Source organism: Devosia sp. Root685, assembly GCF_001427875.1.
Lineage (GTDB): Bacteria > Pseudomonadota > Alphaproteobacteria > Rhizobiales > Devosiaceae > Devosia.
The window spans coordinates 655,624-678,981 of the sequence record NZ_LMHK01000001.1 but is presented as its reverse complement, the minus strand read 5'-3'; the positions used below and the strand labels follow the sequence as shown (position 1 = coordinate 678,981).

General features: G+C 62.0%; 26 protein-coding genes. 14 read left to right on the top strand and 12 right to left on the bottom strand.

The window, feature by feature from the left end; translation table 11 throughout:
* The first annotated feature begins 12 nt into the window (after positions 1 to 12).
* A complete protein-coding gene (locus tag ASD83_RS03275; protein WP_056307899.1) occupies positions 13 to 384 on the top strand; it encodes a response regulator in 372 nt (123 codons plus the stop codon).
* Between the two features lie 87 nt (positions 385 to 471).
* Positions 472 to 1,842 carry a PleD family two-component system response regulator gene (locus ASD83_RS03270; protein ID WP_056309820.1) on the top strand — a complete coding sequence of 457 codons (1,371 nt, stop codon included), beginning with the start codon at positions 472 to 474 and terminating at the stop codon, positions 1,840 to 1,842.
* A 398-nt stretch (positions 1,843 to 2,240) separates the two neighbouring features.
* On the opposite strand, the gene rpmG is transcribed toward ASD83_RS03270, so the two are convergent.
* On the bottom strand, positions 2,241 to 2,408 hold the full coding sequence (gene rpmG / locus ASD83_RS03265; protein ID WP_035078862.1) for a 50S ribosomal protein L33: 168 nt from the start codon (positions 2,406 to 2,408) through the stop codon (positions 2,241 to 2,243).
* 119 nt (positions 2,409 to 2,527) lie between these two features.
* On the opposite strand from rpmG, the gene ASD83_RS03260 reads away from it, so the two are divergent.
* On the top strand, positions 2,528 to 2,932 hold the full coding sequence (locus ASD83_RS03260) for a hypothetical protein (RefSeq protein ID WP_056307897.1): 405 nt from the start codon (positions 2,528 to 2,530) through the stop codon (positions 2,930 to 2,932).
* Positions 2,933 to 3,155: 223 nt separating this feature from the next.
* Here the strand turns inward: ASD83_RS03260 and ASD83_RS03255 are convergent, their stop codons facing one another.
* Together ASD83_RS03255 and rnr are read right to left on the bottom strand one after the other, a co-directional pair.
* On the bottom strand, positions 3,156 to 3,554 hold the full coding sequence (locus tag ASD83_RS03255; protein ID WP_056307895.1) for a DUF983 domain-containing protein: 399 nt from the start codon (positions 3,552 to 3,554) through the stop codon (positions 3,156 to 3,158).
* Positions 3,555 to 3,558: 4 nt separating this feature from the next.
* Positions 3,559 to 5,841 carry a ribonuclease R gene (rnr, locus tag ASD83_RS03250; RefSeq protein WP_056307893.1) on the bottom strand — a complete coding sequence of 761 codons (2,283 nt, stop codon included), beginning with the start codon at positions 5,839 to 5,841 and terminating at the stop codon, positions 3,559 to 3,561.
* A gap of 281 nt (positions 5,842 to 6,122) precedes the next feature.
* On the opposite strand from rnr, the gene ASD83_RS03245 reads away from it, so the two are divergent.
* Positions 6,123 to 7,169, top strand: a complete 1,047-nt coding sequence (locus tag ASD83_RS03245; protein WP_056307891.1) for a dipeptidase — start codon at positions 6,123 to 6,125, stop codon at positions 7,167 to 7,169.
* Between the two features lie 83 nt (positions 7,170 to 7,252).
* Here the strand turns inward: ASD83_RS03245 and topA are convergent, their stop codons facing one another.
* From topA to ASD83_RS03210, 7 genes are all read right to left on the bottom strand, one after another.
* Positions 7,253 to 9,910: a type I DNA topoisomerase gene (gene topA / locus ASD83_RS03240; RefSeq protein WP_056307890.1), complete on the bottom strand. Its 2,658-nt coding sequence runs from the start codon at positions 9,908 to 9,910 to the stop codon at positions 7,253 to 7,255.
* 84 nt (positions 9,911 to 9,994) lie between these two features.
* On the bottom strand, positions 9,995 to 11,107 hold the full coding sequence (gene dprA, locus ASD83_RS03235; RefSeq protein ID WP_244489085.1) for a DNA-processing protein DprA: 1,113 nt from the start codon (positions 11,105 to 11,107) through the stop codon (positions 9,995 to 9,997).
* Between the two features lie 14 nt (positions 11,108 to 11,121).
* Positions 11,122 to 11,730 carry a glycerol-3-phosphate 1-O-acyltransferase PlsY gene (gene plsY, locus ASD83_RS03230; protein WP_056307886.1) on the bottom strand — a complete coding sequence of 203 codons (609 nt, stop codon included), beginning with the start codon at positions 11,728 to 11,730 and terminating at the stop codon, positions 11,122 to 11,124.
* Between the two features lie 186 nt (positions 11,731 to 11,916).
* Positions 11,917 to 12,417, bottom strand: a complete 501-nt coding sequence (locus ASD83_RS03225; RefSeq protein ID WP_056307884.1) for a DUF1993 family protein — start codon at positions 12,415 to 12,417, stop codon at positions 11,917 to 11,919.
* 261 nt (positions 12,418 to 12,678) lie between these two features.
* Positions 12,679 to 13,971 carry a dihydroorotase gene (pyrC, locus tag ASD83_RS03220; protein ID WP_056307882.1) on the bottom strand — a complete coding sequence of 431 codons (1,293 nt, stop codon included), beginning with the start codon at positions 13,969 to 13,971 and terminating at the stop codon, positions 12,679 to 12,681.
* Positions 13,968 to 14,930, bottom strand: a complete 963-nt coding sequence (locus ASD83_RS03215; protein WP_056307880.1) for an aspartate carbamoyltransferase catalytic subunit — start codon at positions 14,928 to 14,930, stop codon at positions 13,968 to 13,970. Before ASD83_RS03215 ends, pyrC begins: the two co-directional genes overlap by 4 nt.
* A gap of 155 nt (positions 14,931 to 15,085) precedes the next feature.
* Positions 15,086 to 15,916, bottom strand: a complete 831-nt coding sequence (locus ASD83_RS03210) for an SDR family oxidoreductase (protein WP_056307878.1) — start codon at positions 15,914 to 15,916, stop codon at positions 15,086 to 15,088.
* A gap of 110 nt (positions 15,917 to 16,026) precedes the next feature.
* Between ASD83_RS03210 and ASD83_RS03205 the strand changes: the two genes are divergently transcribed.
* The gene (locus ASD83_RS03205; RefSeq protein WP_056307876.1) at positions 16,027 to 16,974 is read left to right on the top strand and encodes an AraC family transcriptional regulator; all 948 of its coding nucleotides are present in this window, start codon (positions 16,027 to 16,029) and stop codon (positions 16,972 to 16,974) included.
* On the opposite strand, the gene ruvX is transcribed toward ASD83_RS03205, so the two are convergent.
* The gene (gene ruvX, locus ASD83_RS03200) at positions 16,963 to 17,415 is read right to left on the bottom strand and encodes a Holliday junction resolvase RuvX (RefSeq protein WP_082560929.1); all 453 of its coding nucleotides are present in this window, start codon (positions 17,413 to 17,415) and stop codon (positions 16,963 to 16,965) included. The two genes, ASD83_RS03205 and ruvX, sit on opposite strands and share 12 nt — an antisense overlap.
* A 70-nt stretch (positions 17,416 to 17,485) precedes the next feature.
* Here ruvX and ASD83_RS03195 point away from each other — a divergent pair, with 70 nt between their 5' ends.
* The 6 genes from ASD83_RS03195 to ASD83_RS03170 all read left to right on the top strand — a co-directional run bounded on the left by ASD83_RS03195 (position 17,486) and on the right by ASD83_RS03170 (position 21,257).
* Complete coding sequence (locus ASD83_RS03195; protein WP_056307872.1) at positions 17,486 to 18,007, top strand: hypothetical protein; 522 nt, start codon at positions 17,486 to 17,488, stop codon at positions 18,005 to 18,007.
* Positions 18,008 to 18,095: 88 nt separating this feature from the next.
* Positions 18,096 to 18,383 (top strand): Asp-tRNA(Asn)/Glu-tRNA(Gln) amidotransferase subunit GatC, encoded by a 288-nt coding sequence (gene gatC, locus ASD83_RS03190; RefSeq protein ID WP_056307869.1) that lies wholly within the window; start codon positions 18,096 to 18,098, stop codon positions 18,381 to 18,383.
* Positions 18,384 to 18,385: 2 nt separating this feature from the next.
* Complete coding sequence (locus tag ASD83_RS03185; protein WP_056307867.1) at positions 18,386 to 18,868, top strand: GNAT family N-acetyltransferase; 483 nt, start codon at positions 18,386 to 18,388, stop codon at positions 18,866 to 18,868.
* Positions 18,865 to 19,332 carry a hypothetical protein gene (locus tag ASD83_RS03180; RefSeq protein WP_056307865.1) on the top strand — a complete coding sequence of 156 codons (468 nt, stop codon included), beginning with the start codon at positions 18,865 to 18,867 and terminating at the stop codon, positions 19,330 to 19,332. The genes ASD83_RS03185 and ASD83_RS03180 overlap by 4 nt, the downstream gene beginning before the upstream one ends.
* Positions 19,325 to 20,809, top strand: coding sequence for an Asp-tRNA(Asn)/Glu-tRNA(Gln) amidotransferase subunit GatA (gatA, locus tag ASD83_RS03175; protein WP_056307863.1), 1,485 nt, complete (start codon positions 19,325 to 19,327; stop codon positions 20,807 to 20,809). Before ASD83_RS03180 ends, gatA begins: the two co-directional genes overlap by 8 nt.
* A gap of 130 nt (positions 20,810 to 20,939) precedes the next feature.
* On the top strand, positions 20,940 to 21,257 hold the full coding sequence (locus ASD83_RS03170; protein WP_056307861.1) for a hypothetical protein: 318 nt from the start codon (positions 20,940 to 20,942) through the stop codon (positions 21,255 to 21,257).
* A gap of 229 nt (positions 21,258 to 21,486) precedes the next feature.
* On the opposite strand, the gene ASD83_RS03165 is transcribed toward ASD83_RS03170, so the two are convergent.
* Positions 21,487 to 21,744, bottom strand: coding sequence for a YjhX family toxin (locus ASD83_RS03165; RefSeq protein ID WP_056307859.1), 258 nt, complete (start codon positions 21,742 to 21,744; stop codon positions 21,487 to 21,489).
* A gap of 266 nt (positions 21,745 to 22,010) precedes the next feature.
* Here ASD83_RS03165 and ASD83_RS03160 point away from each other — a divergent pair, with 266 nt between their 5' ends.
* Genes ASD83_RS03160 through ASD83_RS03150 form a run of 3 tightly spaced genes read left to right on the top strand, consistent with a single transcriptional unit; the run spans position 22,011 to position 23,349 of the window.
* The gene (locus tag ASD83_RS03160) at positions 22,011 to 22,328 is read left to right on the top strand and encodes a chorismate mutase (RefSeq protein WP_056307857.1); all 318 of its coding nucleotides are present in this window, start codon (positions 22,011 to 22,013) and stop codon (positions 22,326 to 22,328) included.
* A 35-nt stretch (positions 22,329 to 22,363) separates the two neighbouring features.
* Positions 22,364 to 22,867, top strand: coding sequence for a GNAT family N-acetyltransferase (locus ASD83_RS03155; RefSeq protein WP_156385724.1), 504 nt, complete (start codon positions 22,364 to 22,366; stop codon positions 22,865 to 22,867).
* On the top strand, positions 22,864 to 23,349 hold the full coding sequence (locus ASD83_RS03150) for a GNAT family N-acetyltransferase (RefSeq protein WP_056307852.1): 486 nt from the start codon (positions 22,864 to 22,866) through the stop codon (positions 23,347 to 23,349). The genes ASD83_RS03155 and ASD83_RS03150 overlap by 4 nt, the downstream gene beginning before the upstream one ends.
* Positions 23,350 to 23,358 lie beyond the last annotated feature (9 nt).

Sequence of the window (23,358 nt, the reverse complement as noted above, 5' to 3'; positions counted from 1 at the left end):
AAGTGAGGACCAATGTCCAAGACAGTCATGATCGTGGAAGACAACGAGCTGAATATGAAGCTCTTCAACGATCTGCTCGAATCGCGTGGCTACCGGGTTATTCAGACCCGCAATGGCCTTGAGGCACTGGATCTGGCGCGGGCGCATATGCCCGACCTGATCCTGATGGATATCCAACTGCCCGAAGTGTCAGGCCTTGTTGTCACCAAATGGCTCAAGGACGACGAACAGCTCGCCCATATTCCCGTCATCGCCGTTACGGCATTTGCGATGAAGGGCGATGAAGAACGGATTTTACAAGGCGGCTGCGAGGGTTACATATCCAAACCTATCTCTGTGGCTCACTTTCTGGAAACCATTGCCGAATATATTGGGCCTGCCTGACGGCACCGGGACACGCAACGTTCCGGCTGACTTCTCCCGGTCGCCGGTTCGGCATCGGGATGATTTGGTTTGTTTGGGGGATATGCGGTGACGGCGCGCGTTCTGATTGTCGACGACATTCCGACGAATGTTCGGCTGCTCGAAGCGCGGCTCACCGCTGAATATTTCGAGGTGCTCTCCGCCAGCTCCGGGCCCGAAGCGATTGAAATTCTTGAAGGAACCGACGTCGATATCATCCTGCTCGATGTGATGATGCCGGTGATGGATGGCTTTGAAGTCTGCCGTCTGCTCAAATCCAATCCACGCACGCACCACGTGCCGGTGCTGATGATCACTGCCCTCGATCAGCCCTCTGACCGGGTGAAGGGGCTCGAGGCCGGGGCGGACGACTTTCTGACCAAGCCAGTCGACGACGTGCAGCTGATGGCGCGCGTCAAAAGCCTGGCGCGGCTTAAATCGCTGACGGATGAATTGCGTGCGCGTGCCCTGACTGGCCAGCAATTGGCCATAGAGGATGCACTGCGGGCGATGGACACGATTTCCGCGCAGGGCGGGCAGGTGTTGATCATCGACATCGACAGGCGCCACGCGGAGCGCGTCCAGAGCTATCTCTCGGAAGAACATAAGGTCGATATTCTGCTCGAACCGGCTGACGCCGTGTTCCAAGTGTCTGGCGCGCAATATGAATTGGCGCTGGTCAGCATGTCGCTCAACGATTTCGACCCGCTGCGCGTCGCATCGCAAATCCGCACCGTGGAGCATTCGCGCAACCTGCCGATCATTCTGATGGCCGACGACGGCGACAAGCCGCGCGTGGTGCGGGCGCTTGATCTGGGGGTCAACGATTTCATCAGCCGGCCGATCGAGCGGAACGAGTTGAAGGCGCGGGTGCGCACGCAGATCCGGCGGCATCGCTATGCGATGGAACTGCGCGCAAGCGTCAACAATTCTATCGCTATGGCGGTGACGGATGATCTGACCGGCCTCTACAATCGCCGCTATTTCGATAGACATCTCAATATCTTGCTGAACAAGGCACAGGAGCAGGACCGCAATCTGGCGGTGATGATCCTCGATATCGACCACTTCAAATCGGTCAATGACACCTATGGTCACGACGTGGGTGACCTGGTGCTCAAGGAATTCTCGGCGCGGATGAAACGCAATATCCGCGGGGTCGACCTGGCTTGCCGCTTCGGTGGCGAGGAATTCGTGGTGCTGATGCCCGATACCGATGTCAGCAATGCCGAGCTGGTGGCCGAGCGCGTGCGCCAGGCTGTCGGCGAAAAGACCTTTGAAATCAACGGTCAGAGGCCGTTGACGGTGACTGTCTCCGTCGGCGTTTCGTTCAACGAAAGTCTCGCCGATACCTCGGAAGGCTTGATCAAGCGGGCTGACCTGGCGCTCTATCGCGCCAAGCGCGAGGGCCGCAATCGGGTCATCCTCGACGCGGCTTGATAAAATGCCGCCTATTAGGGTTATCTGTTATAATTAACAAACGGTTATCAGTCGCCTTTGACTGGATTTTCTTGAGTTTCCGGTGGCCCAAGATAGGGTGAGTTCAGACAGGCGACGGCGCGTAAGCGACTGATGCCTCAGAGCTCCCTACGGCTTTTCTCAGGTCCGCCGCAACTCCTGAGTTCCGTAGGGCGGTTGGTCCGGACGCGGTGAGAGTGGCCTCTTCGACGTACCGCTCCGGACCAGCCACTCACTTTTCCAATACGTGATCAATACGTTACGCGATGCTAACAGACTGTTGGCGTCGAGCGTGCCCGTTGGGCGAATTGGTTACCGCAAATGCGAAAAGGCCCCGCACGATGTGCAGGGCCTTTCAAACGCATGGAAGTCGGACCAGATTACTTGATCTTGGCTTCCTTGAATTCGACATGCTTGCGGACGACCGGGTCGTACTTCTTGAACGCCAGCTTTTCAGTCTGGGTACGGGCATTCTTCTTGGTCACGTAGAAGTAGCCGGTATCGGCAGTCGACACGAGCTTGATCTTGATGGTGGCGGCTTTTGCCATTTTCGTAGTCCTTGTAAAAACGAAAAGGCGCCGCGAGCCAAGGCAGCGCCGGAATTTGGGCGCAACCTACGGATTTGCGGGAAGTTGTCAAGCATATAGAGGGGAATGGAGACAGCGAGATGACCGCACCGACCGAATTGCTGCGCCGGCTGCAGATCAAGGCCGGGACCAAGCTCTGGCTGATCAATGTACCACACGAAATCGCCGAGGAAATCACCGCCGGTGCCGAGGTGGAGCCGGTGCATGGTGATTCTTATTATGACGGGGTTTTGGCGTGTTTTGCCGGGCCCGCGGAGGTGGAGGCCATGGTGCCGCGGATTCTGGCCGAGCTGCCGCCGGATGGGCTGCTCTGGGTGGCTTACAGGAAGGGCGCGGCGGGCAAGGAGGCGGGCCTGACACGCGATGTTGGCTGGGGGCCGCTGGAGGTCGAGGGGCTGCGGCCGGTGCGCGCTGTGGCGCTCGATGAGGAGTGGTCGGCGCTGAGGTTCAGGCCGAGGGGCAAGGTGAAGGAGCAAGTGGGATGACGAGGGGCCGGTGATTGCCGCCACCCCCTCCCATCCTCCCCCATCAAGGGGGAGGTGTCGTATCGAGTTTTGAGCCAGTATTTTGCCAAACCCACGGTCCCCAACCGAATTCGCATAGCAAATTCGGTGACACCTCCTCATTGATGGGAGGGGGTGGGAGCCCCACTCAAAAATGTCGATTGGTCTTGTGGGCGCGTCTCAGGCCTCAGATTGATCCACCGGATCAATCTGCCCTGCTGGGCACCCCAAATCCATACATGCGGGTGGCCCATTGCAGGCCGACGATGGCTCCCTTGGTGGAGGGCAGAATCGCCAGCGGCAGGACGATGGCGAGGGGAATCATGGTGATGACATAGGTGATCGGCTGGACGTGATAGGTCATGTCCATGTGCAGCATCAGGAAGATGATGATGTGGCCGACGATGGTGATGGCGATATAGGGCGGGAAGTCGTCGGCGCGGTGGTGCTTGAGTTCTTCGCCGCAGACGTCGCACTGGTCGGCGACTTTGAGATAAGCGCGGAACAGCTTGCCCTGGCCGCAATGGGGGCAGCGGCAAAGCGTGCCGCGCCACATGGCCTGGCCGACGCTGCGCTGTTCGAGAGTTGTGGCGTTCTCGCTCATGGAACTACCTCTTTCTCCGGCCCTTGGGACCGAAGCTCTTAGATGGGCGCTTTTGTGGGCGCCTGCCAGATGGCGGATTGCCGCGGGTGCCTTCCGAGAGAAGTTCGAAGCGTAGCGAGCCCGCTACCGGTGCCGCTTCGAGAAGACGCACGGTGACGCGGTCGCCAAGCGTAAAAGTTTCGCCGCCGCGCTCGCCGATCATGGCTTGGCGCTCTTCGACATAGCGGTAGTAATCCTCGCCCAGAGTGGAGGCAGGAATAAAGCCGTCGGCGCCGGTTTCAAGGAGGCGGATAAAGAGGCCGGAGCGGGTGACGCCGGAAACGCGGCCTTCGAAACGCGCGCCGATTTTCTGGGCCAGAAACTGGGCGAGAAGACGATCCGAGGTTTCGCGTTCGGCCAGCATGGCGCGGCGCTCGGTGGCCGAGATGTGCTGGGCGATGCCCTGAAGTTTTGTTGCTTCCTGCTCGGTGAGGCCATCGTCGCCAAGGCCAAGAGCCTTTACCAGGGCACGGTGCACGATGAGATCGGCATAGCGGCGAATGGGCGAGGTGAAGTGGGCGTAGCGGTCGAGGTTGAGACCGAAATGGCCATAATTCTCGGCGGAGTATTCAGCCTGCGCCTGGCTGCGCAGCACCATTTCGCTGACCTGTTCGACATTGCCGGCCTTGCGGGCCTGGCCGAGGATGCCGTTGAAATCGGATGCGCGCACGCTGTCGGATTTTTTGACCGCGATATCGAGACTGCCCAGAAAGTCGCGCAGACTCTGCAGCTTTTCCGAACTCGGTTCGTCGTGGACGCGATAGAGCAGTTCGCTGCGCTTTTGTTCGAGCGTTTCGGCGGCGGCGACATTGGCCGCGATCATCATCTCTTCGATGAGGCGATGGGCTTCGAGGCGGTCGGGAATGCGGATGTCCGCGACCATGCCCTTGTCGTCGAGAATGATTTTCCGTTCAGGCAAGTCCAGGTCCAGCGGACCGCGCCTGTCGCGGGCACCGGCCATGGCGTCATAGGCGTCCCAGAGGGGGCGCAGGATGGGTTCGAGCAGCGGGCCGGTCTTGTCGTCAGCATTGCCGTCGATGGCAGCCTGGGCCTGTTGGTAGCTGAGTTTTGCCGCCGAGCGCATCAGGATGCGATGGAAGGTGTGGCTGATCTTGTGGCCGTCGGCATTGAGCACCATGCGCACGGCGAGGGCGGCGCGAGGCACGCCTTCCTTCAGCGAGCACAGCTCATTGGAAATGCGCTCGGGCAGCATGGGCACGACGCGATCGGGGAAATAGACGGAGTTGCCGCGCAGATACGCTTCGCGATCAAGCGATGTGCCGGGGCGAACATAGGCGGCGACATCGGCGATGGCCACGGTGACGACATGGCCGCCGGGGTTTTTCGGATCCTCGTCGGGCGCGGCGTGAACCGCGTCGTCATGGTCCTTGGCGTCGGGCGGATCGATGGTGATCAGCGGTAGGTCACGCCAGTCTTCGCGGCCTTTTAGCGTTGCTTCCTTGGCCTCTTCGGCCTCGCGGATGACGCTGGTCGGGAATTTGTAGGGGATTTCGAGATTGTGGATGGCGATCATCGACACCGCGCCTTCAGAGGCGGGGTTGCCGATGACGGAGGTGACGCGGGCGCGCGGGATCATCAGGCGGCCGGAAAGCTTGACTTCCACCTCCACCAGATCGCCGTCCTTGGCTTCGCCGAGATCGCCGAGGGGAACGCGCATTTCCTTCTGCTTGCGATCAATGGGGATGAGGCGGGCGCCTTCATCGTCCATGCGGATAATGCCGATCTGGCCGCGACGGGGCTTGCCGAGCACTTTCATCGGCTTGGCGGTATAGTGCGGGATTTCATCTTCGCCGGCATCGATGCGGGCGAGAATGCGATCGCCGGGGGCCGGGACGACGCGCGAGTCCTTGCCAACCAGCACTTCGACGCGCGGCTTTTCGCCTTCTTCATCGTTCCACTGGGCGGGGAAAGCGTGGAGCGCGTCTGGATCGGCGTCGGATGGAATATCGAGGACGGTCACATGGGGCAGGGCGGCGGTGCGGCGCAGCGCTTTTCGCGTGCGCGTGATGACGCCATCGCCTTCGAGTTCGGCCAGCATGGCCTTGAAGGGGCGGCGCATGTCGCCGCGAATGCCGAAGACTTTGGCGAGGTCGCGCTTGCCCTTGATATCGGCGTCCTGCGCCAGGGCTTCGAGCAATTGCTCGCGGGTGGGCAGTTCCCCGGCGCGCGGCTGTGCGCTGCGCTTGGGGCCCGAGGTGTTTTTTGGTTTTGGTTTTTTGGTGGTCATGTTGAGGGATATGTAGGGGATTGGTGACGGTTTGCCAATTTCTCACCTCAAATCACTCCACCGGAGTGATTTGAGGTGAGAAAGCCATGAGAGCTGTGCTCGAATGGATGGGAGCTACCCCCACCTAGCCTCCCCCTGGTAGGGAGGGATCTGCCGGTGGCTCACTTACTTTGCGACAAGCCCGATCTTGTCCCTCCCCCTACCAGGGGGAGGCTAGGTGGGGGTGCTTGCCCAAGCCTCGCAAACTCCATTGAATAGTCGCCAAAACCCAAGGCGATTCCATGACCATTCCATTTTTCGACGGGCACAACGATACGCTATTGCGGCTGCTGGATGACCCGCGGCCGAATAAGGTGGAGCTGTTTACGAACGGCATGCCCGAGGCGAATATCGATCTGCCGCGGGCGCGGGAGGCGGGGATGGCGGGCGGGTTCTTTGCCATGTTCCCGCCGCCGCTGAAGACGAATTTGACTGCTGTGGCGGCGAGCCCGACGACTTCGGGCGGGAAATTGCCGCCTGAGCTGGATATCGCCGAGGCGCAGCGCTCGACCAATGCCATGGCGGCGCTGATGTTCCGGCTGGAAAAAGCGGGATCGCTGGCGGTGTGCCGGAGCGCGGCGGAATTGCGGGCGGCGATTGCGGCGGGAAAGCTGGCGGCGATCTATCACCACGAGGGCGCCGAGGCGATCGACACCGATTTCAATGCGCTCGAAGTGCTTTATGCGGCGGGGTTCCGGTCGCTGGGGATCACCTGGAGCCGGGCCAATGCGTTCGGGACGGGCGTGCCGTTCAAGCACAATGCCGATCCCGATATCGGGCCGGGACTGAGCGATGCCGGCAAGGAACTGGTGCGGGTCTGCGACCAGATGGGGGTGATGATCGATCTTTCGCATTTGAATGCCGCCGGTTTCCGGGATGTGGCGGCGATCTCGACCAAGCCGCTGGTGGCGACGCATTCCAATGTGCACGCGATCTGTCCTTCGACGCGCAACCTGATGGACTGGCAGCTGGCGGCGATCCGCGAGAGTGGCGGTGTCGTTGGGCTCAATTATGCGACCGGGTTTTTGCGGCCGGATGGCAAGATGGAGCCGGATATGGAGATCGACCTGATGGTTCGCCATGTCGATGCGCTGGTCGAGGCGCTGGGCGAGGATGGCGTGGCGCTGGGGAGCGATTTTGACGGTGCGGTGATACCCGCGCCGATCAAGGATGTCACGGGCGTGCCAAAGCTGCTGCAGGCGTTGCTGGACAAGGGCTATGGCGAGGCGCTGGTGAACAAGATTGCGCTGGAGAATTGGCTGGGGCTGGTGGGGAGGACGATGGGGTAGGGCTGGGTTTAGCGTGTTGGGCTCCACCCCCTCCCAACCTCCCCCATCAAGGGGGAGGCTGGGAGGGGGTGTTCCTCGATGCCTTAGAACGGCACGTCTTCGTCGGTTACCGTGCTTTTCTTCGCCGGGGCTTTTTTCGCAGCGGGCTTCTTGGCCGGTGCCTTCTTTGCCGCTGGCTTATCATCCGCCGCTGCTTTCTTCGCCGCCGGCTTTTTCGCGGCGGTTTTCTTCGCCGGAGCCTTTTTTACCTTGGTGCCGGTGGCCGCGGCGCGGGCGGTGATCCATTCGACGGCTTGATCAAGAGTGACCGCTTCGGGCGCTACGTCCTTGGGGATGGTGGCGTTGACCTTGCCCTGATTGACATAGGGGCCGTAGCGGCCGGCGCGGACGGTGATGGGGCCGTTGTCGTGCTCGAACGTCTGGATGGCCGCGACCGCCGCGCCGCCGCCGCGCTTGAAGCCGCCAGCGGCTTTCTGGGCGAGGAGATCGACGGCGCGGTTGAGGCCGACGGTGAAGACTTCTTCCACGTCAGGCAGGTTGGCATATTTGCCATCGTGGAGGATGAAGGGACCGTAGCGGCCGAGGCCGGCGACGATGGGCAGGCCCGATTCAGGGTGGAGGCCGATTTCGCGCGGAAGTGCGAGAAGCTGCAGGGCTTTTTCGAGCGTCAGCGCGCCCGGCTCCCAGCCCTTGGGGAGGGAGGAGCGCTTGGGCTCCTTGCCTTCGCCGAGCTGGACGTAGGGGCCGAAACGGCCCGATTTCAGATGCACTTCCTCGCCCGATTCAGGATCGGTGCCGAGAACGCCTTCGCCGGCGGCGGCTTCCGAAGACTGGCCATTGGCCGCGTCGGACAGCTGCATGGTGTGCTTGCACTCGGGATAGTTCGAGCAGCCGATGAAGGCGCCGAATTTGCCCAGTTTCAGCGAGAGCTTGCCGGTGCCGCAGGTGGGGCAGAGGCGCGGGTCGGACCCGTCTTCCTTGGGCGGGAAAATGCGGCTGGCGAGGAGATCGTTGAGCGCATCCAAAACTTCGGAAACGCGGAGATCCTTGATCTCTTCCACATTGCCGTTGAAGTCCTTCCAGAAGTCGCGGAGGACCTGCTTGTAATCGAGCTTGCCGTCGGAAATCTCGTCGAGCTGCTCCTCGAGGCCGGCGGTAAAGCCGTATTCGACATAGCGGCTGAAAAAGCTTTCGAGGAAGGCGGTGACGATGCGGCCGCGATCTTCGGGGTGCAGGGCCTTGCCCTCGAGGCGGACATAGTCGCGATCCTTGAGGGTGGTCAGCGTCGCGGCATAGGTGGAAGGACGGCCGATGCCGAGTTCTTCCATCTTCTTGATCAGGCTCGCTTCGGTATAACGGCTCGGCGGCTGGGTGAAATGCTGCTCGATCTCTACCTTTTCAAGGCTGGGCTTGTCGCCGACCTTGAGCGGGGGCAATTCGCGGCTGTCTTCGTCCTCGGTCTCTTCGTCGGATTTGACCTCGACGCCATAGAGTTTCAAGAAGCCGGGGAAAGTGACGACGGAGCCGACGGCGCGCAGTTCGACCTTGCGGCCGGGCACGTTGACGGCGATGTCGACGGTGGTGCGGTCGATCTCGGCCGATTTCATCTGGCTGGCGAGGGTGCGGCGCCAGATGAGGCCGTAGAGTTTTGCCTGATCGGCATCGAGCGAGAGCTGCTCGGGGCGCTTGAACATATCCGTCGGGCGGATGGCCTCGTGCGCTTCCTGGGCGTTCTTGGCCTTGGACTGATAGATGCGCGCTTTTTCCGGCAGATATTCGTCGCCGTAATATTTGCCGATCACCGAACGGGCCATGGCAATGCCCTCTGGGGCCATCTGCACGGCGTCGGTACGCATATAGGTGATGAGGCCATCTTCGTAGAGGCGCTGGGCGATCTGCATGGTGCGGCTGGGCGAAAGTCCCAAGCGCGAGGAGGCGTCCTGCTGCAGCGAAGAGGTGGTGAAGGGCGCATAGGGATTGCGCTTGGTCGGCTTCTTTTCAACGTTGGAAACGTTGAACTGCCCAGCCTCGATGAGCTTTTTCAGCGCCGCGGCATCGTCGCCGGTCTTGATGTCGAGCTTGTCGGTCTTCTTGCCATCGACGGAAAAGAGGCGGGCGACAAAGCCCTTGCCGCCCTGGGAAAGCGAGGCCTCGACGGACCAATATTCGTCGGCCTTGAACTTTTCGATTTCGGCTTCGCGATCCGAGACGAGGCGCAGGGCCACGGACTGCACGCGGCCGGCCGAGCGGGAGCCCGGCAGCTTGCGCCAGAGGATCGGGGAGAGGGTGAAGCCGACGAGATAATCGAGGGCACGGCGGGCGAGATAGGCGTCGACCAGCGGCATATCGACATCGCGCGGATTCGCCATGGCCGTAGTGACGGCATCCTTGGTGATGGCGTTGAAGACGACGCGCTGGACCGGCGTGTCTTTCTTGAGCGCCTTCTTTTGCCTGAGGACGTCGAGAATGTGCCAGGAAATGGCCTCGCCTTCGCGATCAGGGTCGGTTGCGAGGATCAGGCCATCGGCGCCCTTGAGGGCATTGGCAATGTCGGAAACGCGCTTCTTGGAGGCGGTATCGACCTCCCACGACATGGCGAAATCTTCGTCCGGACGCACCGAACCGTCCTTGGCAGGCAGATCGCGGATATGGCCGAAGCTGGCCAGGACTTCATAGCCCGAGCCCAAATACTTGTTGATTGTCTTGGCTTTAGCCGGACTTTCAACGACGACGACCTTCATGGATGACCCGTTCCGCAACGCTGTAACTGAGAGCGCGCAACATGGTGAAGCGGAACGGCGGTGTCAACGGGGGGGCAATTGTGTTCAAGCGCCGCGGAGCGCGACAAGCTGTCCTGAGGACCATTCGATCTGCCCGGCCAGATCCAGTTCGAGGAGGAGAATTTGCATGGCCTGGGGCGCGATCGCGGTTTGAGCCAGCAGTTCTTCGACATCTGTCGGTGTGGTCGAGAGGGCCGTAAGAAGTTGAGAGCGCTCGTCGGCGCCGGGTGCGGCGTCGGCCATGGGGCTGAGATCGGGTTGCCACTCGGCCTCGAACAGCATGGTGCGACGGGGATCGGCGCTGCCGATGCTCTCGATGATGTCGGCGGCTGAAGTAATGAGCTTGGCGCCCTGCTGAATGAGGGCATTGCCGCCCTCGGCGCGGGGATCGAGCGGGGAACCGGGAACGGCGAAGACGTCGCGGTTTTGCTCGAGGGCGAGGCGGGCAGTGATGAGCGAACCGGAACGCTTGGCGGCTTCGACGACGACGGTGCCGAGCGACAGACCGGAAACGAGACGGTTACGCCTTGGAAAATCGCGGGCGCGCGGCTCCCAGCCGAGCGGCATTTCGGTGACGAGGGCGCCGCCATATCCGAGGATTTCGCTGGCGAGGGGAATGTTCTCGTCGGGATAGATGCAATCGAGACCACCGGCGAGGACGGCAATGGTGCCGGTGGTGAGGCTGGCGCGGTGGGCTGATGTGTCGATGCCGCGGGCAAGGCCCGAAACCACGACATAGCCCGCTTCGCCGAGATCGGTGGTCAGAAGGCGCGTCATCTTGGCCCCGGCGGCAGAGGCATTGCGGGCGCCGACGATGGCGACGGTGCGGCGCCAGTCGAGATTCCGCCCCCCGGCAATGGTCAGGATTGGCGGGGCGGCGGGGATATGGGTCAGGTGATCGGGATAATCGGCTTCGCCCATGGCGACGATCCGGGCGCCAAGACGGTCAAGCGCGGCGATCTCATCTTCGGCCTGGGCCTGGGTGGTCATGCGCAGGGGGCGGCCGGCGCCGCGCATGAGCGCGGGCAGGGCGTCGAGCGCCGCTTCCACCGAGCCGAAGCGATTGACCAACTGGCGGAAGGTGACGGGGCCGACATTGTCGCTGCGCACGAGGCGCAGCCACGCGATGCGTTGGGCCTGCGTGAGCGTGGGCGTCACGCGGGCCCCCATTTTCAGCTCGCCTTCTTGTCGCCGCCGATGGTCGACTCGGTGCCGTTGAGCAGCCGCGCGATGTTTTCGCGGTGCTGGAAGAAGAGAAGGAGCGCGAGGCCGAGGACGGTTAGGGCCAGGCGATCGCCAACGATGACATAGGCGAAGATCGGTGCGGTGGCCGCGGCGGTGAGCGCGGCCAACGACGACATCTTTCGCGTGTAGGCAATCAGTAGCCAGACGGCGCAGAAGATCAGGCCGACGGGCCAGGCGAGGGAGAGGAGCGAACCGATCATCACGGCGACGCCCTTGCCGCCCTTAAAACCGAGCCAGACGGGGAAGCAATGGCCGAGGAAAGCGCCCACGGCAGCGAGCATGGCGGCATCTTCGCCCCAAAAATGGCGGGCGACGAGAATGGGAATGGCGGCCTTGAGGGCATCGAGCACGAGCGTGGCGGCGGCAACGGGACGATTGCCGGTGCGCAGCACATTGGTCGCGCCGATATTGCCCGAGCCGATCTTGCGGATATCCCCGAGGCCGGCGGCCTGGGTGAGGATCAGGCCGAAGGGAATGGACCCGCAGAGATAGCCAAGGACGAGCGCCAAAATGAGCGGCAGGATATCGATCGGCATGGTTTCTCCCCTATTACTGGAAGAAGTAGCGCTGGGGCCGGGAAGGGGCAAGAGCCCGATGATGGGGAGTTGAGGAAAGTCTATCCCTAGCTCGGTGTCATCCCCGCGAAAGCGGGGATCTCCGTTGGCTCTGAAACAGAGATTCCCGCTTTCGCGGGAATGACACCGTGGATAGGCGGAGCGTGCTTAGCCCAGATAATCGCGCTTGCCGATCGGCACGCCCTTGTGGCGGAGGATGTCGTAGGCGGTGGTGACGTGGAAATAGAAATTCGGCAGGCCGCGGTTGAGGAGGTAGGTCTCGCCGGTGAGTTCGGTGTCTTGGCCGCCGATCTTGATGGTCACGGTGCGGTCGTCGGAGCCGATAAAATCTTCAGGCGAAAAGGTCGCGAGATAGTCGATGCCTTTTTGGAGGCGCGCCTTGAGGTCGGCGAAGGTCACTTCGTCGTCGGCCCAGCTTGGGATCGGCTTTTGGGCGAGGCGCGAGGAGACGCCCTTGGCGCCGTCGGTCGCGATCTGCACCTGGCCGCTCAATGGGATCATGTCGGGGGCAAGGCGGGTTTCGACCAGGCTTTGGAGGTCGATGTTCTGCTCGGCGGCAAAAGCCTCGGCTTTTTCGAAAACGGCCAGCAGGTTCTTGAGCATGCGCGAGAAGACCGGCACTGAAGCCGAATACATGGAGAGGGTCATTTTTGTACCGTTTGGGTGGGGTAGGACGAATAGTCTGTGGTGAGCCCAGGCCTTCTTTCCTTCTCCCCTGGTGGGAGGAGTAGCTCGAAGGGCCACCGAATTCGCGTTTGCGAATTCGGTTGGGATGAGGGGTATTCCTTCCGCGTCCCATACTTGGAGCTTTTTGCGGAGGAGAGAATACCCCTCACCCTGAATAATTCCGCTGAACGCGGATTTATTCGGTCCCTCTCCCGCAAGGGGCGAGGGGAGGTTCGGTGGCTCTCAATCCTGATGCAAAAACACGGTTTCGCCGCCGACCAAGGTGCGCATGACCTTGCCGGCGAGGCGGGCGTTTTCGAAGCTGGTGTTTCTTGAGCGGGAGTGGAGCTCGTTCTCGTTGACCTGCCAGGGATAGTCGAGATCGACGAGGATCAGATCGGCTGGGGCGCCCTTGGCGATGCGGCCCGCTTCGAGGCCGAGGATTTCGGCCGGGCGGCTGGTCATGGCTTTCAGGACCGTGAGCAGCGGGACTTCGTCGGAATGGACGAGGCGGAGTGCGGCGGCAAGGAGGGTTTCAAGGCCGATGGCGCCATTGGAAGCCTCCGCAAAGGGCTGGCGCTTGACTTCGCTGTCCTGCGGATCGTGATCGGAATGGATCGTGTCGATGACGCCGGAGCGGAGGCCCTCGATGACGGCCCGGCGGTCGTCTTCGCTGCGGAGCGGCGTGCCGAGCTTGAAGTAGGTGCGGTAGCGGCCGATGTCGTTTTCATTCAGGCAGAGATTGTTGATCGAAACGCCGGCGGTAATGCGGGCGTTACGCGATTTGGCCGCCTTGACGATTTCGACCGAGCCTTCGGTGGAGATTTGCGCGGCGTGGTAGCGGACGCCGGTCAGGGCGGCGAGTTGCAGATCGCGCGACAGCGGAATGGTTTCGGCTTCGCGCGGAAGGCCTTTCAAGCCAAGCACGGTGGCGAAGAGGCCATCGTTCATGACGCCTTCGCCGGCAAGGCTCAAGTCCACCGTGTGGTGGACGATCGTCATGTCGAAATTGGCGGCATAGGACATGGCGGTGCGCAGCAGCGCGGTGGACTGGATGGAATTGCGGCCGTCGGTGAGGCAGACGGCGCCGGCTTCGCGCATCAGGCCGAATTCGGTGAGGTCCTTGCCGGCGAGACCTTTGGTGATCCCTGCGGCTGGGAGGATGTTGACCTTCGAGGTGGCCTTGGCGCGGCGAACGAGGAAATCGACCACGGCGCCGTCGTCAACGGCGGGCATAGTGTCGGGCATCATGACGAAAGAGGTGACGCCACCCGCGGCAGCGGCTTCGCCGGCCGAGGCGAGGGTTTCGCGATATTCCCAGCCGGGCTCACCGGTGAAGACGCGCATATCGATGAGGCCGGGGGCTAGGACGAGGCCATTGGCATTGATGACCTCGGCGCCATCGGGTACGCCAACGGGGCCATCGAGGGCGAGATCGGTGATGCGGCCATCTTCGATAAGCACGGCGCCGCGCTGGTCGGTGCCGGAGGCGGGATCGACGATGCGGGCATTTTCGATAAGAACGGGTTTTGTCATGCCTGGTCTCCCGAGAGCAGAGCGTCGAGGACGGCCATGCGGACGGCGACGCCCATCTCCACTTGGTCGGTGATGACCGAGCGGGCGCCATCGGCGATGGCCGGATCGATCTCGACGCCGCGGTTCATTGGGCCGGGATGCATGACGATGGCGTCGGGATTGGCCCAGCCGAGCTTTTCGGCGTCGAGGCCATAGAAGCGATAATATTCGCGCACCGAGGGGATCATCTTGCCGCTGGCGCGCTCATGCTGGAGGCGCAGCATCATGATGACATCGACACCCTGCAAACCCTGCTCCATGTCGGTGAAGACTTCGGTGGCGAGGTGTTCGATGCCGGGGGGCAGCAGGTTGCGCGGGGCGATGACGCGGGTGCGCACGTTTAGCGCGCCGAGCAGCAGCAGATTGGAGCGGGCGACGCGGGAATTGGCGATGTCGCCGCAAATGGCGACAGTGAGACCGGAAATGCGGCCCTTGTGGCGGCGGATGGTCAGCGCGTCGAGGAGGGCCTGGGTCGGATGCTCATGGGCGCCGTCGCCGGCATTGATGACGGAGCAGCCGACTTTTTGGGAGAGGAGTTCCACCGCGCCGGCTGCGCCGTGACGCACCACCAGCACATCGGGGCGCATGGCGTTGAGCGTGGCGGCGGTATCGACGAGGGTTTCGCCCTTGGAGACCGAGGAGGTTTTGACCGACATGTTGACGACGAGGGCGCCGAGGCGTTTGCCGGCGATCTCGAAGGAGGACTGGGTCCGCGTCGAGGCTTCAAAGAAGAGATTGATCTGGGTTTTGCCCGACAAAGTGGGGAGCGATTTGCGCTCCTGCCGGCTGACCGGGACCATGCGCTCGGCGCGGTCCAGCAGGTCGATTATTTCGTGCTGTTTGAGATCAGCAATGGAAATGAGGTGTCGTTGGCGGAACGGGGGGAAGTCGCCGGAGGTGCTGGCGGGCGTGTCGGCCATGCTCGGATCCCTTCAGATTTGCTGCGGTCTATCCGAGGGGGGCGACACGTTCAACCCATGATTGAATTTTCAACGTTTTGTTGGGTGGCGCCGGCCGGTGGGGCCGGCGCCGGAGTTTCAGGCTGCGACGGCGCGGCGCTGGGTGAAAAGGAGCATCACGCGGCCTTGCGCCAGGCGCCGCGAGCGGCGGCGGCTTTCACATAGTCGGAGAAATCACGCGGGGGACGGCCGAGGGCGCACTGCACGCCATCGCCGAGGTGTTCGTTGCGGCCGTCGAAAACTTCGGCACAGAGATTGGTCATCAGATCGGCGATCTCGGGACCGACGGCGGGCAGGAGGGCGGCGTGGAAGGTGGCGCCGTCGATGGGGACGTAGCTGACCGGGAGGCCGCTGGCCGCGGCGATTTCGGCAGCGGCGTCGGCAAAGGTCATCAGGCGCGGGCCGGTGAGTTCATAGGTTTCGCCATTGTGCTTGTTATCGAGGAGCGCGGCTACGGCGACGTTGGCAATATCGTCGAGATCGATAAAAGGTTCGAGGCGCATGGCGGCGGGCAGGGCGATGACGCCTTCGAGGACGGAGGAATGGAAAAAGCCCTCGTCGAAATTCTGGTTGAACCAGCTGGCGCGGACGATGGTGAAATCGAGGCCGCTTTGGCGAATGCGATCTTCGGAGAGTTCGGCGCCGTGTTCGCCGCGGCCGGAGAGGAGGACGAGTTTTTTGAGGCCTGCCGTTTTGGCGAGGTCGGCGAAGCGGCGGATGTTTTCATGGGCTTCGGGGGCGGCGAGATCGGGCACGTAGGTGATGTAGGCGCTCTTCATGCCTTCGAGGGCGGGAGCCCAGGTTTCGGGCTTTTCCCAATCGAAGGCTGGTTCGGAACGGCGCGAGACGCCGCGGTGGGGATGGCCAAGGGCGGCGAGACGGGCGGCGACGCGGGCGCCGGTCTTGCCGGTAGCGCCGATGACGAGAACGGGGGTGTCGGTTGTCATGGTGAAAAAGCTCCTCTTGATGACAGGGGAGATTTTGGGGCGGTGTTTGGGACTATCAATCACGTTAAGTCCGCACTATTTTGCAGATCGTCCAAACTGACGGTATTACCATGGATTGTTTTCAGCCGGCCCCGCTTTCCGATCCGCTTGGCGAGGTGCTGCACATGCTGCGCCTCACCGGGACGCTTTATTGCCGGGCCACAATGACGGCGCCCTGGGGCATGGATATGCCGCGGCTTATCGAGTCGATGATGTTCGTCATCGTTACCGAGGGGCAGGGCGTGGCCGAGGTGGATGGCGAGGAAATCGTGCTCAAGGCGGGGAGCATGCTGGTGCTGCCGCATGGGCAGGAATTTCGGCTGCTGAGCGGATCGGGCGTGGCGAGCGTGCCGCTGTTTGACCTGCCCGTGGACAAGATCAGCGAGCGCTATGAGATCATGACGCTGGGTGGCGGTGGCGAACTGGTGCGGGCCATGGCGGGGGTGGTGCAATTTGACCATGTGGCGGGGAAGCGGCTGCTGGATCTCTTGCCGCGAAAAATTCTCATTCAGGCCTGGGACGAGGCGCTGGATGCCTGGGTGCAGAGCACGCTGGGGCTGATTGCGCGCGAGGCAACGTCGCTGCGGCCGGGCGGAGAAACGGTGATGACGCGGTTGGCGGATATTCTGGTGATCCAGGCGATCCGCGAATGGCTCGATATGGCGCCCGAAGCGCGGCAGGGTTGGCTAGCGGCGCTTCGCGATCCGCAGATTGGACGGGCGCTGGCGCTGATCCATCGGCGGCCGGAGGCGGATTGGTCATTGGCGGGACTGGCACGGGAAGCGGGCATGTCGCGCTCGGGCTTTGCGGCGCGGTTTACCGAGCTCGTCGGGCAGCCGGCGATGACCTATCTCGCACAATGGCGGCTGCATCTGGCGCGGCTAAAGCTGGTCGATACGGGGGAACCGGTGTCGCGCATTGCGAAAGCCAGCGGTTACCAATCCGAGGCGGCGTTCTCGCGGGCGTTTCGAAAACTGTTTGGCGAGGCGCCGGTGACGGTGCGGCGGCTAGCGGCGTAGCCGGTCGAGCGCGCCCTGCAGGATGTAGCTGGCGGCGAGCTTGTCGACGACCTCGGCGCGGCGGTCGCGGCGAAGATCGGCATCGATCATCATGCGAGTGACTGCCGCGGTCGAGAGGCGCTCGTCCCAGAAGGCGATCGGCAGGGCAAGTTTTTGAGCGAGATTGCGGGCGAAGGCGCGGGTCGACTGGACGCGCGGGCCCTCGGTGCCATCCATATTGAGCGGCAGGCCGAGGATCAGGGCCACGGCATTGTTCTCGGCGACGAGCGCGATGATGCGCTCGGCATCCTGGGTGAATTTCGTGCGCTTGATGGTTTCGAGCGGGGTGGCCGAATAGCGCATGCCGTCCGATACCGCGACGCCGATGGTCTTGGTGCCAAGATCGAGGCCGAGGATTTTTCCCGTGGGCGGGATGGCGTCTAGCGGTTCGGTCTCGGTCACATGGGGCTCGCGGTTGTGGATCGGTCTGTCCTATAGGCTCATGGGCAGACTTTGGCGATGGGACTACCAAATGAAACTTACCTGGTTCGGAGACGACACGTTTCGCATTCATGCGGCGGGGGCGATTGCGGTCGTGGAGGGCGAGGGCGCTTTGCCCGGCGTGGATCGGGCGGAGCTGGTGAGCGGGGCGGATATCGTCGTGAGGTTTGCCGAGGTGGTGGGCGGCGTGAATGCCGAATGGAAGCCGCGGGCGCCATTGCGGATGCTTGAAGTGGATGAGGCCATGCGGCAGCCGGCGGTGGTCGGGCTGGGGCAGGGTGCGCTGGTGGTCGATGCCGATGGGGAGGCGCCGTTGGTGTTGGCAAAGGGCGCCTTCGCGGCGAGCGGGCGCTGGCTGGGGCAGGCGGTGGTGGTGCTGATCGGCGAGGGGCTGGCGGAACGCGGTGGGAGGCTTTTGGATCGTGCTGCGCCGCGGCTGATTGCGCTGGCCGGAGCCGAACTGGAGGTGGATGCGGCCTTCGACGCGCTGCGCGATCGGCTCGATGGGACGGGCCTTATTGCGCTGGAGCGTGGAATGGCTATGGAAGTCTGATCTCACACATAAGGCATTTTCATTGTCTTTTGGGCCGCCGCATTGCTAATGAAGCGGCAAAGAAGGCCAATATTCGCTGGAGTTTGCCATGTCTGTCGACGCTGCCACCGTCAAGCGCATCGGGCGCCTTGCCCGTATTCGTATCGAAGAGGAGGAAGTCGCCAGCTATCAGGACGAGCTCAACGCCATTCTGGGCTTTGTCGAACAACTCGGCGAAGTGAACGTTGATGGCGTCGAGCCGATGACGTCGGTGACCCCGATGCAGCTGCGCCGCCGCGATGACGTGGTGACCGATGGCGGTTATCCCGAGAGAATCGTTCAGAACGCGCCGCTGACGGAGGACAATTTCTTCATGGTGCCCAAGGTGGTCGAATAGAAATGGCGATTTCGATCGCCGTCGAATCCCCGCTTCAGGACGATGTGCGGGCGCTGGTTGCGCGCCTTAATGATCATCTTCTGCCGCTCTCGCCGCTTGAGTTTCAATTCAAGATGACGGTCGAGCAGATGGCCGACAGCGACACGACGTTATTTGTGGCGCGGGACGAAGCTGGTGCCGCGGTGGGTATGGGGGCGCTCAAGACGCATGGGCCCGAGCTCGGCGAGGTCAAGCGCATGTTCACCGTGCCCGAAGTGCGGGGGCAGCGCGTTGGCCGGCAATTGCTGGAGCGGATCGTTGCGCTGGCGCGGGAACGGGGGATGCCGGTCGTGATGCTGGAAACCGGCACCGGCGACGGCATGCTCGAAGCCCATCGGCTCTATGAGCGTTACGGATTCGTGACGCGTGGACCGTTCCTTGATTACCCCGATAGCGAGTGGTCGGCGTTTTTCGAGCTGCGACTCGACGAGGAGAAGGCGGCATGATCCGCCTCGCCCTTGTTTCCTTCTTGGCCCTGACAGTGCCTGCCTTGGCGCAGGAAGACCTCAGGATCGACCAGACCAAAATCTATGTCAGCGACGCCAAGGCGTGTGGCATGATCGAGGACAAGGGCATCGAGGCGTTCATGGACCTCGATTTTCTGGCCCTGGATTTTTCCAAGGGCATCCAGTCGATGGAATTCCAATGCAATTTCTTCGACGTCAAAAGCCGCGAGGGCTCGTCGCATCTGTTTATTGATGCGATCTGCGAGCTGCCGGGCGAAATTTATCCTGACATCCTGGCCGTAACGCCGTATTCGGAAACCGAGATACAGGTGGCGTCTTCCGCCGACATCACATGGGCCATGAATTTTGAGCCCGAAGATGCGGAATCGGCCGACGTCACGGTGCCGTCAGGCACAACCATCTATACGCGCTGCGACAATCTGAGCGAGATTACCGTTGACTGAACTGACCAAGCTGAGCCTCGCCGATGCCCGCAAGGGCCTCAAGACCAAGAGTTTTTCCGCTCTGGAGCTGACCGAGGCCTATATCGGTGCCATCGACGCGGCCAATGACCAGCTCAATGCCTATGTGGCGACGACGCCCGATCAGGCGCGCGACATGGCTCGGGCTAGCGACGCGAAACTTGCCAAAGGCGAGGCCGGGCTGCTCGAAGGCATTCCGCTCGGGGTGAAGGACCTTTTTGCGACCAAGGGCGTGCACACCCAGGCTGCGAGCCACATTCTCGATGGTTTCAAGCCCGAATACGAATCGACCGTGACGGCCAATCTCTGGCGCGATGGCGCCGTGATGCTTGGAAAACTCAACATGGACGAATTCGCCATGGGATCGTCCAACGAGACCAGTTATTATGGTTCGGTGGTCAATCCCTATCGCGCCGCAGGCAGCAATGCCAATCTGGTGCCGGGCGGCTCTTCGGGCGGTTCGGCTTCGGCTGTTGCGGCCTGGCTTTGCGCCGGCGCGACTGCGACCGATACCGGCGGTTCGATCCGCCAGCCGGCCGCCTTCACCGGCACTGTGGGCATTAAGCCGACCTATGGCCGCTGCTCGCGCTGGGGCACGGTGGCTTTCGCCTCCTCGCTCGATCAGGCTGGCCCCATCGCTCGCACCGTGGAAGACGCGGCGCTGATGCTCCAGTCCATGTCCGGTTTTGACGTCAAGGATTCGACCAGCGTCGATCTGGCGGTTCCCGATTTTGCCGCTGCCGTCGAGCGTGGCGTCAAGGGTCTCGTCATTGGCGTGCCGCGCGAATATCGCATGGACGGCATGCCGGCCGAGATCGAGGCGCTGTGGAACCAGGGCCTCGAATGGCTCAAGGCCGAAGGCGCGACGGTGAAGGACATTTCGCTGCCGCACACCAAATATGCCCTACCGGCCTACTATATCGTGGCGCCGGCCGAAGCCTCGTCCAACCTCGCCCGCTATGATGGCGTAAAATATGGCCTGCGCGTTTCCGGCAAGGACATCACCGATCTTTATGAACTCACCCGCGCCGCCGGCTTCGGCCGCGAGGTGAAACGCCGCATCATGATCGGCACCTATGTGCTCTCCGCGGGTTACTTTGACGCTTACTACGTCAAGGCGCAGAAACTGCGCACGCTGATCAAGAAGGATTTTGAAGACGCGTTCAATGCCGGCGTCGACACGATTCTTACTCCGGCGACGCCGTCGGCCGCCTTTGCCATCGGCGACGAGGCTTTGGCGGCGGATCCCGTGGCCATGTATCTCAACGACGTCTTCACCGTGACGGTGAACATGGCCGGGCTGCCGGGCATCGCCGTGCCGGCGGGCAAGGATGGCAAGGGCCTGCCGCTGGGGCTGCAGTTGATCGGCAAGCCGTTCGACGAAGAGACGCTGTTTGCAGCGGCGCGCGTCATCGAAAAGAGCACCGGCACCGACTTCGCGCCCACGCGTTGGTGGTGAGCAGAACAGACCTTGGGCAATGGTGGCGCTTGATTGCGCCGCCGTTCCGCACTATTTGCGCCCCATGTACAAGTTGAAACTGGTAGTGACGCGCCCTGCGGCAGCGTCCGGGCCGACAGGAACTTTGCCGATGGCCATAGATATTTTCACGACGCTCGACTGGTCGGAACCGCCCAAGGAAATGGGCATGCCCCTGCAGGCACTTTGGTGGCTGAAGAAGGGCGAGCTGCGCGTCGGTCCCGAATGGGAAAAAGCACACAACATCGTCCAGGCGATGGAAGGCGTGCCGGCCTTTGATTGGGTGCATGCGCTGATGCACTGGATCGAGGCCGATATGGGCAATGCCGACTACTGGTATCGCCGCGCCGGCAAGCGCCGGGCGACGGCAAGCGTCAGCGCCGAATGGGAACACATCGCCGCGGCGCTGAGCGAAGTGACCAAGCACTGAATCTTTCGAATGCGGGAATGAGAAAGGCCGGGACATTGTCTCGGCCTTTCGTTTTCGGATCCACGGTGCTCGTGCGGATCATGTTGCGCGAAATGGCGCCCGGCAGCTCATCATCGGGGTGTGGCACTTGGGTATCGGGGCACGCCCTCGTGGTTCGAGGCTTTGCTCTGCAAAGCGCCTCACCATGAGGACTACTGGTCAGAGTGGGACGAAGGGCAGGCTTTCCTTCCTACCGGTTATCCAGCTGGCTTCTCACCAGTTCCAACCCCCGTTTGGTGATGCGATAGGGCTTGCCGCCTTGCGATTTGATGGCCTTCTTCGCCTTGAGTTTGGAGAAGAGGAGGGGCGTGAAGCCGCCGATGGGCCAACCTTCGCGGTTGATGAATTCGAATGCGGCGATCTTGCCGCGTTCATCTTTGATGGCGGTGATATAGCCGCCCTGTGCGAGTGCATGGAGCACGCGCTGTTCGTCTCGGGAAATATCCATTGATAGTCTGAAGCCTGAGCAGGCGCGCTGAGCTTTGCTCGCGCGCGAACAAACAAAGCCATCCGCCGGCATCACGCTCGGCGGCTGGTCGGTTCATTCAGCCCCGTCGCGATTGGACGGGGACTTAGGCAATCTCAAACTGGCTAGACATGACCCATTGTTTATCGCCGCCGCGACGCGGCGTCCAGAATCTCCGAAAGGAGCGGTTGAAATCGTGGCCATGGCGGTGCAAACCAGCAACAGACGCCAGACTTTGAGGATAGACCGTGACCGCTGCCGCCAAACTGCCCGCCCAATGTGAAAGCAAGGATGACGTGCGGGCCGAGATCGACCGTATCGACCAGGCCCTGCTGACCCTGCTTGCTGAGCGTCATCGCTATGTGACAAGAATGGCCGAGATCAAAACCGATCCGCACGAGGCCTATGATCCCCAGCGGATCGAGTCGATCATTTCCAAGGTTCGCACGCGCAGCGGCGATCTTGAATTGGATGAAGATCAGGCCGAACTCTTGTGGCGAACCCTGATCGACTGGAATGTGAACTACGAAAAGGGCATTATCGCCGCGCGTCGCCGGGCGCGATAATATTGGGCGTAACTGAAGCGTAACGGGAGTTGGGCGTGGCGGTGATCGAAATTCGGAAGGCCGAAATCTCGGACGCCCCACGCATGGCCGACATTGCCTTTGCCGCCTGGGACACCGGTATTCGTCCGCTTTTGGACGAACGGCCCGGACAGCGCGAAAGCGAGCGGGCCCGGCTTTCCCAGGCCTCCGGGACGAATTGGCAGAACACGATTGTGGCCACCATCGATGGCATCGTGGTCGGCTGGTGTTCCCGCTCCGCGCGGCGGAGCTATATACCCTATCTTTTCGTGATGCCCGACATGCAGGGCCACGGCATCGGCGCGAGCCTGCTCAACCGCATGGAAACCATGCTGGAGCTGCAAGGGGCCAGCATGGTGCATCTCGAAACCCCGGCCGACAACGTGCGGGCCGTGCGCTTTTATGAGCGGCAGGGCTATCATATCCTGGCTCTGCGCGGCGAGCCGCGCGGCGGGCATGATCCGTTCACCAGCGTGCACCTCGAAAAGCAGCTTCGACCTTTTGCCGGAGATATTGATTGATCATCCGGGCGGCCAAAGCAGAAGAAGCCAAGACGCTCGGTAAAATAGGTTTTTCTTCCTGGCGCAATAGCGAGTTTGCCGTCCACGACGCCGGGCGTACCGATCCTGCAATACTGCAACGCGATTTCGAGGAATTCTGCGCCGGTTATTGGGGAACAATTCTCGTGGCGACCGATTTTGCGCGCCCACTCGGATGGGGCGCTCGCGAATTCGGCGACGAGATCATTTCCGATCTGTGGGTGGCGCATGGAGCACAGGGCCAGGGGATCGGTGCGGCCTTGCTTGCAGCGCTTGAAGCGGCTATCGCCTTAGATGGTCTTGATTATGCTGAACTTGAGACCTATGCCGGCAATGCCGGGGCAGTGCGATTTTACCAACGCCAGGGATATGATCCGGTCTGGCGCGGTATGAAGTTCTCTGCCAGCCTGAACTATGAACTCGATAAAATACGCTTTCGGAAGCCTCTTCTGAAAGCGGCATAGGACCCGCCC

Excerpts from the sequence above, each read along its gene's own strand:
- ASD83_RS03275 (WP_056307899.1), top strand. The coding sequence starts at position 13 with ATGTCCAAGACAGTCATGATCGTGGAAGACAACGAGCTGAATATGAAG.
- rpmG (WP_035078862.1), bottom strand. The coding sequence starts at position 2,408 with ATGGCAAAAGCCGCCACCATCAAGATCAAGCTCGTGTCGACTGCCGAT.
- ASD83_RS03260 (WP_056307897.1), top strand. The coding sequence starts at position 2,528 with ATGACCGCACCGACCGAATTGCTGCGCCGGCTGCAGATCAAGGCCGGG.
- ASD83_RS03255 (WP_056307895.1), bottom strand. The coding sequence starts at position 3,554 with ATGAGCGAGAACGCCACAACTCTCGAACAGCGCAGCGTCGGCCAGGCC.
- rnr (WP_056307893.1), bottom strand. The coding sequence starts at position 5,841 with ATGACCACCAAAAAACCAAAACCAAAAAACACCTCGGGCCCCAAGCGC.
- ASD83_RS03245 (WP_056307891.1), top strand. The coding sequence starts at position 6,123 with ATGACCATTCCATTTTTCGACGGGCACAACGATACGCTATTGCGGCTG.
- topA (WP_056307890.1), bottom strand. The coding sequence starts at position 9,910 with ATGAAGGTCGTCGTCGTTGAAAGTCCGGCTAAAGCCAAGACAATCAAC.
- plsY (WP_056307886.1), bottom strand. The coding sequence starts at position 11,730 with ATGCCGATCGATATCCTGCCGCTCATTTTGGCGCTCGTCCTTGGCTAT.
- ASD83_RS03225 (WP_056307884.1), bottom strand. The coding sequence starts at position 12,417 with ATGACCCTCTCCATGTATTCGGCTTCAGTGCCGGTCTTCTCGCGCATG.
- pyrC (WP_056307882.1), bottom strand. The coding sequence starts at position 13,971 with ATGACAAAACCCGTTCTTATCGAAAATGCCCGCATCGTCGATCCCGCC.
- ASD83_RS03215 (WP_056307880.1), bottom strand. The coding sequence starts at position 14,930 with ATGGCCGACACGCCCGCCAGCACCTCCGGCGACTTCCCCCCGTTCCGC.
- ASD83_RS03210 (WP_056307878.1), bottom strand. The coding sequence starts at position 15,916 with ATGACAACCGACACCCCCGTTCTCGTCATCGGCGCTACCGGCAAGACC.
- ASD83_RS03205 (WP_056307876.1), top strand. The coding sequence starts at position 16,027 with ATGGATTGTTTTCAGCCGGCCCCGCTTTCCGATCCGCTTGGCGAGGTG.
- ASD83_RS03195 (WP_056307872.1), top strand. The coding sequence starts at position 17,486 with ATGAAACTTACCTGGTTCGGAGACGACACGTTTCGCATTCATGCGGCG.
- gatC (WP_056307869.1), top strand. The coding sequence starts at position 18,096 with ATGTCTGTCGACGCTGCCACCGTCAAGCGCATCGGGCGCCTTGCCCGT.
- ASD83_RS03185 (WP_056307867.1), top strand. The coding sequence starts at position 18,386 with ATGGCGATTTCGATCGCCGTCGAATCCCCGCTTCAGGACGATGTGCGG.
- ASD83_RS03180 (WP_056307865.1), top strand. The coding sequence starts at position 18,865 with ATGATCCGCCTCGCCCTTGTTTCCTTCTTGGCCCTGACAGTGCCTGCC.
- ASD83_RS03170 (WP_056307861.1), top strand. The coding sequence starts at position 20,940 with ATGGCCATAGATATTTTCACGACGCTCGACTGGTCGGAACCGCCCAAG.
- ASD83_RS03165 (WP_056307859.1), bottom strand. The coding sequence starts at position 21,744 with ATGGATATTTCCCGAGACGAACAGCGCGTGCTCCATGCACTCGCACAG.